Origin of the sequence: Nocardiopsis sp. NPDC058631, assembly GCF_042716955.1 — a bacterium.
Classification (GTDB): Bacteria; Actinomycetota; Actinomycetes; order Streptosporangiales; family Streptosporangiaceae; genus Nocardiopsis.
Genome location: NZ_JBHXQY010000067.1, coordinates 20,331 through 31,794 on the forward strand (window position 1 = coordinate 20,331; position 11,464 = coordinate 31,794).

Genomic DNA, 11,464 nt, shown 5'->3' on the forward strand with positions numbered 1-11,464 from the left:
TGCGATGTTCGGCCCGGTGGTGCTTCACGAGCGCAGAGGCGCGGCGGGAGGGAGCCTGGCGGACGCGGAGCCCGGGAGGGGGCAGGAGCGCGGCCTAGCCCCCGCTGAGCGCGATCAGGAGCAGGACCAGCAGCAGGATCACGATGGTGATGAGGACCGCCGGGATGACCCAGCTCTGCTGGAGCACCGAGTTCTGCTCGACCGGGCGCGGCATGGGCTGCGGCCCACCGGGGCGGGCGTAGGTCTGGTTGGGGTTCATGCCCGTGGGCATCGGGTTGCCCCTGCCGTGCACGCCGGGGGGCATGGCGTGCTGCTGGTGCGGGTACCCCGGACGCGGGTTGGACGTCCCCGGGTGGCCGTGGAGGCCGCTCTGGGGGTTGGAGGTACCGGGATGGCCCGGTACGCCGGGGCGCGGATTGGAGGCGCCCGGATGGCCGAAACCGTGACGGGGGTCCGGGTAGACCGGTAGGCCGGGACGCGGGGCGGAGGCGCCGGGCGGGTAGCCGACGGCTCCGGCCTGCGGGCCGCTCTGCGGCTGGGGCCGGAACGGTGCCTGGCCGCCGGTGGCCACTCCCGCCTGTGCGATCTGCTCGCCCTGCCTGACGGCGTCGTCGGTGGAGGGAGCGGACGTGTCCGGTCCGTCGTGGCCGAGAAGGCGCATCAGCAGCGTCTGGGCGTTGGGCCGGTTGGCGGGGTTCTTGTCCAGGCACGACTCGACGACGGGGCGCAGCGCCTCGTCCACGCCCTCCACGTCCGGCGGCGCGCTGACCACGCGGTGCACCACGGCGGGAACGGTGTCCGATCCGAACGGCGCGCGTCCGGTGGAGGCGAACGCGATCACGCAGCCCCACGCGAAGATGTCGCACTTGTCGGTGATGCCGCTGCCCTCGATCTGTTCGGGGGCCATGTAGGAGGGCGTGCCGACGATCGAGTTGGTCATGGTGGCGGTGCCGTCGTCGACCCGGGCGATGCCGAAGTCGATCACGCGCGGCCCGTCCGGGCCCAGGAGCACGTTGCCGGGCTTGAAGTCGCGGTGGACGATGCCCGCCCTGTGGATCGCGACCAGGGCGGTGGCGGTGGAGACCGCGAGCCGCTGGAGCGTGGATCCGCGCAGGACCGCGCCCTTGGCCACGGCCTCCTGGAGGTCCTTGCCCGGTACGAACTCGCTGACCACGTACGGGGGGTCGCTGTCGAGCTGGGCGTCGATGATCGCGGCCGTACAGAACGAGGCGACCTTCTGGGCGGCGCGGACCTCCTTCTCGAACCGCTTGCGCAGGTCCGAGTCCTGCGACCACTGGTCGTTGAGGACCTTGACCGCGACCTCGCCGCCGTCCGGGCCCTCCGCGAGGTAGACGACGCCCTGGCCCCCCTTGCCCAGCCTTCCGGTCACGCTGTACTCACCGAACGAGGAGGGGTCGCTCGGAAGCAGCGAATCGGAACCGGGCATCGGGGTCCTCCAGGGAGGTCGTCTTGAGCGGGGCGCGCAGGAACAGGGTACGGGTTGCGGGGGTTGCGGGGTCCGTCCCGTCATGCCCCGGAGAAGGGCCTCATCCCCTGTTCCACACGGTATGACTGCCGGAACAGCCGTGTCGTTCCATCCGACCTCAACCGATTTTTCGCGCCTCGTCGACGAGCAGGACCGGGATGCCGTCCCGGATGGGGTAGGCGAGACCGCTCTCGTCGCAGACCAGCTCGTCCGTCTCGGGGTCGTGGCGCAGCGGGGCCTGGCTCTGGGGGCAGGCCAGGATCTCCAGCAGCCAGCCGTCGATCTTCGTGCTCATGGTTCTCGTTCCTCGTGTGTGTGCGGGGGCGGGGAGACCGCTGCGCCGACGGCGGGGCGGTCGCCCCCTCCCCCACCATGATGCCTGCTCAGGCGCGGATGATGGCCAGGACCTCGTCGCGGAGCCCGGCCATCGACGCTTCGTCGGCGGCCTCGACGTTGAGCCGCAGCAGCGGTTCGGTGTTGGAGGCGCGCAGGTTGAACCACGACCCGTCGGGGAGGGACACGGTCAGGCCGTCGAGTTCGTCGACGGTGACGCCGTCCCGGTCGGCGAAGCCGGCGCGGACCGCCGCCGTGCGCCCGGGGGCGTCGGCGACCTTCGAGTTGATCTCGCCGGATCCGGCGTAGCGGGAGTACTCCGCGGTGATCCTGGAGAGCGGACGGTCGTCCGTGCCCAGGACCCGCAGGACGTGCATCGCCGCGAGCATACCGGTGTCCGCCCGCCAGAAGTCGCGGAAGTAGTAGTGGGCGGAGTGCTCCCCGCCGAAGACGGCGTCGGTCTCGGCCATGGTGGCCTTGATGAAGGAGTGCCCGACACGGGTGCGGACGGGGACGCCACCGCGCTCGCGCACGATCTCGGGGACCGCCTGCGACGTGATGAGGTTGTGGATGATCGTGGAGCCGGGTACGCGCTTGAGCTCCTCGCTCGCGACCAGCGCGGTGACGGCGGAGGGCGGCACCGCGTCGCCGTTCTCGTCGACGACGAAGCAGCGGTCGGCGTCGCCGTCGAAGGCCAGGCCGATGTCGGCGCCGGTCTCACGCACCTTCGCCTGCAGGTCGACCAGGTTGTCCGGGTCGAGGGGGTTGGCGGGGTGGTTGGGGAAGGTGCCGTCCAGCTCGAAGAAGAGGGGGACGACATCCAGCGGCAGACCCTGTTCGAGGACGGCCGGGACGGTGTGACCGCCCATACCGTTGCCCGCGTCGACGACGACCTTGAGCGGCCGGATGTCCGACAGGTCCACGAGCCCGCGCAGGTAGTCGGCGTAGCCGGACAGGAGGTCCTGTTCGGTGACGGTCCCCGCGGGGCCGTCGTGGGCGGAGCCGCCCCCGGACGGGGCACCCGGCCCGGCCAGATCCTGTTCGGCCAGGCGCCGGATGTCGTCCAGACCGGTGTCGCCGCTGATGGGCGTCGCCCCGGCCCGGCACATCTTGATGCCGTTGTACTCGGCGGGGTTGTGGCTGGCCGTGAACATGGCGCCGGGCAGGCCGAGGTGGCCCGAGCCGTAGTAGAGCAGGTCGGTGGAGCCGAGTCCGGCGAAGACCACGTCGAGGCCCTGCGCGGTGACCCCCTCACTGAAGGCCCTGGCCAACTCGGGCGAGGAGGGGCGCATGTCGTGCGCCACCACGACGGCCTCACCGCCGACGACGCGTGCGAAGGCCGCGCCGATCGCCCGCGCGATGTCCGCGTTGAAAGTGTCCGGGATCACACCGCGCACGTCGTATGCCTTGAAGATGCTTCCGAGGTCAGCCACGTCTTCTCCGGACGGTCGGTCCTGCTCCACGTTCGGTCCCGCGCGGGTCTGGCCGCGCGCGGTACAAAGCTAGCAAGCGAGCGCACGGCGGCCCCACCGGACACCGCGGGCGCCGCCGTGTCCGGGCGCGGTGACCGGAACGGTGCGCGGCCCCGCCCCTTCGCCGTGATCCCGTACCCGTCACGGGTCCGGGCGTCGTACGGGACCATCGGGGGCAGGCCCCCTCACGTCACACCGGCAACGCCTCCGGCCGGCCCGCTAACGGGGCTCGGGCGGGCCCGGGTACGGCCGGCCTCCGGGGCGGCCCGGTCCGTGCTGGTCGCCCCCCCGGCCGGGGTCGGACCTGACCACCCGCAGGTGTCCTCTGCGCAGCGTCTCCGCGCCCTCACCGGAGTCGTCGGGCGAGGCGCTGCGGGCAGGGGGACGGGCCGCCTCACGTACGGCGTCGGCGAGGGCCTCCAGGTCGTCACTGCCGGGGCCGCCTCCCGCCGTCTCGACGGGGAGTCGGACGACCTCCCACCCGCGCGGCGCCGTCAGGCGGTCGGCGTGCATGGCGCAGAGGTCGTAGCAGTGCGGTTCCACGTAGGCGGCGAGAGGACCGAGGACGGCCGTCGAGTCGGCGTAGACGTACGTGAGCGTGAAGACGGCAGGCTGTCGGCAGGCGGTACGGGAGCAGCGGCGAACAGGGCTCACAGCGCCTGACTGTATGCCTTTACTGAGGGACACGCCAGCATCGTTCCATGACCTGGTCCGTTCGCGCCCCCTCCGGGGCCTCCGCGCGCCGCGTCCGGCGGTCGGCCCGGGGACGGCCGGGTCCGGGATTTCGCGCGGGGCGACCACCTTCACTACCGAGGGGACTACGCGCGGGGCGCCTGATGGCTTAGTCTCGAAGTGTGCGACGAGTGCGCCTTTCCAGTGGCCAACCAGACCGAATGCGGCGCCGGGACCGCCGCGGCCGAGGCATCCGCGGTCCTCTCGTGCCCTCTGACCTGCCGGTGTTCCGCAGCCGGGCACAGGCTTTCGACGATCTCGTCCTGGACGCCGTCGAACGCCTCGAACGTCTGTGGGCACGCGAGCTCGCCAATGTCGACTTCCTCGTGGAGGACGTCCCCCCGATCCCGTCCCACGGACCGCTCTCCGAGGCGATCCCCTTCTCCCGTCTGGAGACCGACCCCTCGGGCCGGGCCCGCATCGTGGTGTACCGGCGTCCGGTGGAGATCCGGACCAAGGATCCCGAGGAGATGGCACTCCTCGTCCACGAGACCGTGGTCGAGGAGGTCGCCAACCTCCTCGGCGTCGAACCGGAGTCGGTCGACCCCGAGAGCTGACGCGCAGCACCTCCACCCCGGTGCGGGGGCCGCGGCCGAGGCGGCGCGTTCCCCCGGGGCCTTCCCGCGTCCTAGGGCGTGTTCCGTGGATGCTTTCGGTTGATTCGGCGCTTGCGCCGATCGCCGCGAGCGGCCTCCAGGCAATCTCTCGCAAGACGAGTAGCGCAGGTCAGCCCGGGTCTGGCTGTCCAAGCGTGGTCGGCGCAGCGAGAGGCAGCCTGGCGGTTGCGAGCCCGGAATGATCCGCGGAACACGGCCTAGGGGACGACGCCCACCATGCTGTCGCGCACCACCGGGAGCGGGATCTCGACCGGGGCCGGACGCACCGGCAGCACACTCAGGCCGTCTCCGTCCCGCAGCACGCGTGCGACGTGCAGGGAGGTGCCGTCCACGAGTTCCAGGCGGACCGCGTAACCGTCCTCCGGGTCGGCTCCCGGCGGAACCTGCCAGGGGTCTTCGTCGGCACCGAACACGACGGTGGTACCGCCCTCGACCCCGACCCGCACGGCGTCCCCCTGTGTGCCGTCGGCGGCGACCGGGGTGGCCATCAGTGAGGCGTCCCCCTCGACGGCGCTCAGAATCAGCTCGGTGGACGTCCCCTCGGGGACGTCGGGCACGATCGCGGTGGCGTCCAACGGGGGGCCCAGCGGTGGCACCGCGGCCGTGTAGGCGGTCTCGACGACGTCGTCGCCGTCCATCGCCTCGGCGGCGACGCCCGCGACGACGGGCACGTCCGACTCCACGACGACCGCGGCGGCCTCGCCGCCCAGGATGCTCTCCAGGGTGACCCAGGAGGCCGCGGCCGGTGGCACGGTGACGACCAGGGGGTCCTCCGCCGTCCCGGAACCGGCGGCTCCGCTCTCCTCTGCCTCCTCCCCGCCGTCCTCCGGCGGTGTGGCGACCGCGTGGACGCGCACCTCGGCGGGCTCGTCGCCCGGGGCGGCCAGGACCAGGTGGCGGCGGCCGTCGGCGCCGACGACGCCCGGGACGACGTGGTGCTCGGCGGGCGCGGCCGTGGGAGGGACCCAGTCGGCGCCGCCGGAGGCGTGCTCGGCGAGGAGCGAAGCGGCGACCCGGCCGGTGCTGGTGCGTACCTGGACGCCGACGGCTCCGCTGCTCAGGACGAGTTCGGTCAGGTCCAGTTCGGTGGACTCCCCCGCGAGCAGGGAGATGCCCCGGCTCTCCGAGGAGTAGGAGGGGCCGCCCTCGGTGTAGACATCCACGCTGACCGTCGCCCGGGAGTCCTCGGGGTTGGCCAGGCGGACGGTGAGCGCCTCGACCGCCACGGCCTCGCCGCCGCCCGCGCCGGGCAGGGCGAACCACGTGCCGATGGACGGCTCGACGCAGCGCACCTCGGTGACGGAGCCGTCGGAGAGGGTGGTCTGGGCGGCGTCGAGGCCCGACGCCAGCGCGCCCTCGGCCCGCAGGGCCGCGGGCGCGTCGGCGTCGGAGGCATCGGCGGTCCACACGCGGCCGGGCTCGGTGAGCTCGTCGCCGACGCGTTCGCGGTCCGCTTCCCCCGGGCCGTCGCCGGTCTCCCGTGCGTCGGTCCCGTCCGCGTCCTCCGTGTCCTCCCCGTCCGCGCCGCTCGTGTCCTCGGCGTCCTCGGCGTCCTCGTCCTGCTGCGGGGCGGCCGGAACGAGCTCGGCCCACAGCCCGCCCTCGTCGTCGCGGCTCACCCTGGGGGAGAACGCGGCGACGGTGCTGTCGCCCTGCTCGTGCGGGGCGGGGCAGACCCGCACCGCGTGGTCGGGGCGTACGGATCCCGGCTCCGTGACGCCGAGTTCGGCGGTCACGGGCCGGGTGACGAAGGCCACCCCGAACAGCGCCGCCAAGGCCAGCGCGACCAGGCCGAACAGCGCGAACCGGTTCTCCACGATCAGTCTCACGGACTACTCCCCCCGCTCGGTCCCGGACGCCCCGGCGTCCCCGTCGTCCGTCCCCGGCCGTCCGCCCGCCCGGCGCCTGCCCGGTTCCCTCCTGCGTGTACCGCGTGTGCCGCGGGTCCCCCGGCGGTGCCCGCGCTCGGGGGTCACGGGTACGGAGCCCGTACCGGGCCCCTCGTCGGCGGGTTCCCGGCCGGCCTCGCCGGCGTCCTCCGGGGCGTCCTCGCGCGTGGGCGCACCGCCCGCGTCCTCGGCGCCGGCCCGGCTCCGGACCGCGCCCTGGGCGGGAGCTCCGCGCCGTGCGCGCGAACGCCGGCGCGAGGCCCCGCGCAGCCGCTCCGGCCGCCGCGGCCGAGGGGCGGGGGTCGTCTCGATCAGGCGCGTCTCCTCCTCCGTACGCACACCGGGCGCGGCCAGGACGGAGGCCGCCAGGAGCAGGAGCCCCTGCGTGGCCAGCCAGGCGACGTGCACGTAGTCGGTGTGCCACACGCGCAGCTCACCGCCGTCCACCGGCAGCACCCAGGCCTGGGTGCCGCCCTCCGTGGTCACGGGGGACAGCTCGACGCCGTCGAGGGTGGCGTGCCAGCCGGGGCCCGCGGTCTCGGCGAGGGCAAGGCGCCGCCCGGTGCCGCCCTCGGCCACCCCCGCGGTCCGCTCGTCCCCCGTACCGCTCACCTCCAGTGGCTCGGATTCGGAGCCGTCCTCGGAGACGACGCGCAGGGTGCCGGTGGGGACGTCCACCTCCCAGAGCGCGTAGTGCTGGGACAGCGACTGCCTACCGAGTCCGGGGGTCCCGTCCAGGGTGTCGACCATGGTGGCGTCGGCGGGGCCGCTCATCTCCGGGCGCGGGTAGAGCACGTACTGGATGCCGTAGTCGGCGAGGACGTGGATCTGGTCACCGCCCTGCCCCGCGGCGAGCCCGGCGACGGCGCGGTCCATGGCCGCACGCGCCTCGGGGGCCGGGACGACGCGCTCCTCACCGAGGCGGGGTTCGCGTCCGCGCACCACGACGTAGTCCACACCGCCCTCCCCGCCGGGCGTGACCACCAGGGTGCGCGGCTCGGTGCCGTCGCCGCTGACACTGGCCAGAGCTCCGGGGACGACGGGGGTCGCGTGGGCGGTGAGCGGTCCCTCGACACCGTTCCACATCCACAGGACTGCCGAGGAGACGGGCGTGGCCAGGGCGAGCACGGCCACGGTCACCGCGAAGACCCGGCGTGCCCCGCCGAGCCGCACCATGTCGCCGAAGGAGCGCGCGGCGGTCGCAGCCGACAGCAGGACCGCCGTGGCGGCAAAGGCCAGGGCGACGCTGGGCCAGACGGGGGCGGGCGGACCGCCGTAGTAGGGCTCGACGACGACACGGCTGGTCAGGATGGCGACGAGGACCCCGAAGAGGGCCAGCGACCATCCGGCGGCGACCAGGACGCGGTTGCGCAGCAGGAGCAGCGAGCACAGGGCGGCGATGACGAACCCGGCCGTGACCCAGAACGGAGGGGTGCCGGGGCCGCCCGGCGAGAGCATGAGGAGCTGCTGCGGGGAGGCTCCCGGTGCGGACAGCTCCGGGCGGTGCAACCCGGCCTCCAGCAGCCACAGGGTGGGGTGCAGGACCAGTTCGAGCGACCACGGGAGCAGGAGCACGACCGGCAGCCCGAGTCCGATCGCGACGCTGACGTAGACGCGGCGGCCCAGGTGTCCGAAGGACAGGGCGACGAGCACCCCGGTGACCAGGGACAGCAGCCACACCATGGGCACGAACGCGGTCGCGGCCGCCAGGACCAGCCCGAGGGCCCAGGCGGCCCGGCGCGACGACCTCGGGGGCATGGCGACGAGCCGTACCAGCAGCAGTCCGAGAACCGGCATCAGGACGTGGACCAGGGCGGTCCCGAGGCGGCCCTGCGCGATGGCGCCCGTGGCGACGGGCAGCAGCGCGTACGCGGCGGCCATCCACAGGCGGGCGGGCCGGAAGCCCAGGACCTCGCGGGCGAGCGCGTAGGCGGTCGTGCCCGCGAGGGGGACGCAGCCCAGGAGGATGACGGTGACGGCCAGCCACGGCTTGCCGAGGGTGAGGGTGGACAGCAGGGCGAGGAGCCCGACGTAGGGCGGGACGGGACCGTCGGAGCCGAGCCCGCTGTCGGGGCTGCCCGCCAGGTAGAGGTCCCACATGTCCGCTGCGGTGCCGGCCACCGGGGGCAGCGCGCCCCCCGCGAGGAGGTCGCCCAACAGCAGGGAGCGCTCGGCGACGAGGGTGACCGCGGTGAGCCCGAGGAACAGCAGCGTCCCGGGTTGGAGGACGACCCTGCGCACGAAGCCGTTGCTGTCGGACAGCGCCTCGTCCTCGTCCTCGGCCGTCGGCGGCGCGGTGACGGCCTGGTGGCGGCCGGGGGTGTTGCGGACGGGCTCTCCGGACAGGATGCCGGTGACGCCGTCGTAGAACTGGCGCATCGCCACGCCGTGGGCGAGGAACGGCCGGATGGCGCTGTAGGTGCGGCGGCGGTCGCGCCGGCGCCGGAACCGGGCGCGCGCCAGCTGGAGGGGCCTCAGGTACACCAGGGTGATCGCGGCGGCCTCGTCCAGGGCGTTGGCGGGCTGCTTGATGAGCAGATAGGTCACCACGCGCAGCAGCGACGCCACGGAGTTGCGGACCAGGGCGGCCAGCATGCCGCCGAAGGGCAGGTTGGCCAACAGGACGAAGACCGCGTGGCGGCGGTCCACCCGGCGGGGGTGGTTCCGGGTGGCGGTGATGGGCCTGCGCCGGCGGGCGGAGGCCTCCGCGTGGTAGGCGACCGCGTCCGTGACGAGCAGGGCGCGCAGCCCGGCGCCTCCCACCCTCCAGCAGAAGTCGATGTCGTCGCGGAACAGCGGGAGCGCGGGGTCGAAGCCCCCGAGCCGGTCCCACACGTCGCGGCGGATGAGCATGCCCGCGCTGGACACGGCGAGCACCTGGCGGTTGCCGTCGTGCTGCCCGTGGTCGAACTCACGCTGTTCGAGGCCGGTCTCGCGGCGGCCCGCCCCGTCGATGGTGACGCCGATCTCCACCAGGAGGCGGCGGTCGAACCAGTCCCGGAGCTTGGGTCCCAGGACCGCGGCGCGCGGGTCCTGGTCGGCGGCGGCCAACAGGTGCGCGAGGGTGTCCTCCTCCGGCGTGAGGTCGTCGTGGATGAGCCAGATCCACTCCGTGGCGTCCTCGTCGAAGCCGCGCACGGCGATGCTCGCACGGGGAAGTTCCAGGGCGGCGCGGACGGCGTCGCCGTAGCCGGTGCGGGCGGGCAGGTCGACGACCGCGCCGGAGGGCAGGTACTCACCGAGGATGTCGGCGCTGCCGTCCGTGCTGCCGGTGTCCGCGGCGACGACGCGCTGGACCGGGCGGGACTGCGCGCGAAGGGCCGACAGCGTCTCGGGCAGCCAGCGGGCGCCGTCGTGGGACACGATGACCGCGGTGACGACGTGTCGGTCGGAATCGGGGTCGAGCACGGCTGTGGTGGGTTCTCTCCGGGAGAAGGGGCTGGACCCCGTTTCGGGTCCGCGTGGGTCCGACCCGTCGGGTCGGCGGGCGCGTGGGTGCGCCGGGGGCGGCTGTCGCGCGCGGGACATCACGATACGCCACCCGCCAGCTTTATGGGCCTATTCGTCTCACCCGGACGCGGCCCCGCCATATCGGGCTATTCACCCCCGCGGGCGTGTACGCGGCAATCCTCACCCGGGTCCGGAAGGGCCTGGAACATGAAAAACGCGCGCCCGGACTCGTGGCCCGGACGCGCGCCGTTGACGCCGGCGCTAGAGCATGTCCGCCAGGAAATCGAAATCTCCCCCAGCGGCTTTCTTCAGCCTCCGGCGCTCGCGTTCGGAGAGTCCCCCCCAGATGCCGAAGCGTTCATCGTGCTCCAGCGCGTATTCCAGGCACTCCGCACGTACCTCGCACGACTGGCAGACCTTCTTTGCCTCCCGGGTCGAGCCGCCCTTCTCGGGGAAGAACGCCTCCGGGTCGGTCTGCGCGCACAGGGCACGTTCCTGCCAGCCCAGATCTTCGTCCGAGCCGTGCGCCAGCGGGATGACCTCGCTCATGCGCACCTCCTGTAGCCCCCCATAGATGTACCCGACCCATTTACGTCCCCCGGGCCGGGTGGAATCCCACCTTGAAATTACACGCGCGCCGCTTGCTTGGAGTCAAGCGCCCTGCGTGGTAATCCACTGAATATCATGTCACGAACCGCCAACGGCGGCTCGGAGATGTCCGTTCTGTGGATTACCACGCAATTCACGGCCTTCCAGGGCGGTGGAGTGCGGGGAGCCCCGGTCCGGGATCAGCGCTTGTCCTCGCTGCCGTACCAGCCCTGCTGGTCGCCGGTACCACCCCGTCCCTGCTGGTCAGAACCGTATCCGGCACCGGAGCCGTACTGGCCTCCGTAGGATCCGCCGGCCTGCCCGGAGGCATCCGTACCGTTGTTCTCACCGGAGTTAAAGAATGGATCAACTTTACCCTCGGACGGAGCATCCTGCGCGGGCCGTCCCTGGTCGGCGCCCTGGTACCAGCCGTACTGGATGGCGTCCTGGGCGGCCTGATCGCCGACGACGGGCATCTGCTCGGTGCTCTGCGGCGCGTACTGGGACGGGTCGTAGGCCTGCCCGTACTCGGCCTGCTGCTGCGCGGACGCGTCGGCCTGCTGGCCGTACTGCTGCGAGGCGTCGTACCCCTGCTGGGCGCCGGTCCCGTACTGCTGGCCGTACTGCTGCGAGGCGTCGTAGGCCACCTGCTGCTGAGCCGGGTCGTAGGCCGCCTGCTGCCCGGACGCGTCGGCCTGCTGGCCGTACTGCCCGTAGGCCTGCTGGGCACCCGTCCCGTACTGCTGCTGGACCGCGCCGGTCCCGTACTGCTGGCCGTACTGCTGCGAAGCGTCGTAGGCCGCCTGCTGCTGAGCCGGGTCGTAGGCCGCCTGCTGCCCGGACGCGTCGGCCTGCTGGCCGTACTGCCCGTAGGCCTGCTGGGCACCCGTCCCGTAC

At 73.2% G+C, this 11,464-nt stretch carries 8 protein-coding genes and 1 pseudogene; 1 reads left to right on the top strand and 8 read right to left on the bottom strand.

Annotation, left to right across the window (positions count from 1 at the left end; translation table 11 throughout):
- Positions 1–94: 94 nt before the first annotated feature.
- From ACFWTE_RS20805 to ACFWTE_RS20820, 4 genes are all read right to left on the bottom strand, one after another.
- Positions 95–1,447, bottom strand: coding sequence for a protein kinase (locus ACFWTE_RS20805; RefSeq protein WP_378781287.1), 1,353 nt, complete (start codon positions 1,445–1,447; stop codon positions 95–97).
- A gap of 157 nt (positions 1,448–1,604) precedes the next feature.
- On the bottom strand, positions 1,605–1,781 hold the full coding sequence (locus tag ACFWTE_RS20810; protein ID WP_013154764.1) for a Trm112 family protein: 177 nt from the start codon (positions 1,779–1,781) through the stop codon (positions 1,605–1,607).
- 88 nt (positions 1,782–1,869) lie between these two features.
- The gene (locus tag ACFWTE_RS20815) at positions 1,870–3,252 is read right to left on the bottom strand and encodes a phosphomannomutase/phosphoglucomutase (protein ID WP_378781288.1); all 1,383 of its coding nucleotides are present in this window, start codon (positions 3,250–3,252) and stop codon (positions 1,870–1,872) included.
- A gap of 258 nt (positions 3,253–3,510) precedes the next feature.
- Entirely contained in the window at positions 3,511–3,945 is a 435-nt protein-coding gene (locus ACFWTE_RS20820) for a DUF3499 domain-containing protein (RefSeq protein WP_378781289.1), read from the bottom strand.
- Positions 3,946–4,184: 239 nt separating this feature from the next.
- On the opposite strand from ACFWTE_RS20820, the gene ACFWTE_RS20825 reads away from it, so the two are divergent.
- Positions 4,185–4,580: a metallopeptidase family protein gene (locus ACFWTE_RS20825; protein WP_378781290.1), complete on the top strand. Its 396-nt coding sequence runs from the start codon at positions 4,185–4,187 to the stop codon at positions 4,578–4,580.
- 257 nt (positions 4,581–4,837) lie between these two features.
- On the opposite strand, the gene ACFWTE_RS20830 is transcribed toward ACFWTE_RS20825, so the two are convergent.
- From ACFWTE_RS20830 to ACFWTE_RS20845, 4 genes and pseudogenes are all read right to left on the bottom strand, one after another.
- Positions 4,838–6,469 carry a DUF5719 family protein gene (locus tag ACFWTE_RS20830; RefSeq protein WP_378781291.1) on the bottom strand — a complete coding sequence of 544 codons (1,632 nt, stop codon included), beginning with the start codon at positions 6,467–6,469 and terminating at the stop codon, positions 4,838–4,840.
- Between the two features lie 3 nt (positions 6,470–6,472).
- A complete protein-coding gene (locus ACFWTE_RS20835) occupies positions 6,473–9,937 on the bottom strand; it encodes a glycosyltransferase (protein ID WP_378781293.1) in 3,465 nt (1,154 codons plus the stop codon).
- A gap of 303 nt (positions 9,938–10,240) precedes the next feature.
- Positions 10,241–10,528, bottom strand: a complete 288-nt coding sequence (locus ACFWTE_RS20840; RefSeq protein WP_014908913.1) for a WhiB family transcriptional regulator — start codon at positions 10,526–10,528, stop codon at positions 10,241–10,243.
- Positions 10,529–10,767: 239 nt separating this feature from the next.
- A pseudogene (locus ACFWTE_RS20845) lies at positions 10,768–11,464 on the bottom strand (hypothetical protein); the annotation flags it as partial.

What these genes read in the sequence shown, in the direction of transcription:
- ACFWTE_RS20840 (WP_014908913.1), bottom strand. Translation starts at nt 10,528, where the DNA reads ATGAGCGAGGTCATCCCGCTGGCGCACGGCTCGGACGAAGATCTGGGC.
- ACFWTE_RS20810 (WP_013154764.1), bottom strand. Translation starts at nt 1,781, where the DNA reads ATGAGCACGAAGATCGACGGCTGGCTGCTGGAGATCCTGGCCTGCCCC.
- ACFWTE_RS20825 (WP_378781290.1), top strand. Translation starts at nt 4,185, where the DNA reads ATGCGGCGCCGGGACCGCCGCGGCCGAGGCATCCGCGGTCCTCTCGTG.
- ACFWTE_RS20805 (WP_378781287.1), bottom strand. Translation starts at nt 1,447, where the DNA reads ATGCCCGGTTCCGATTCGCTGCTTCCGAGCGACCCCTCCTCGTTCGGT.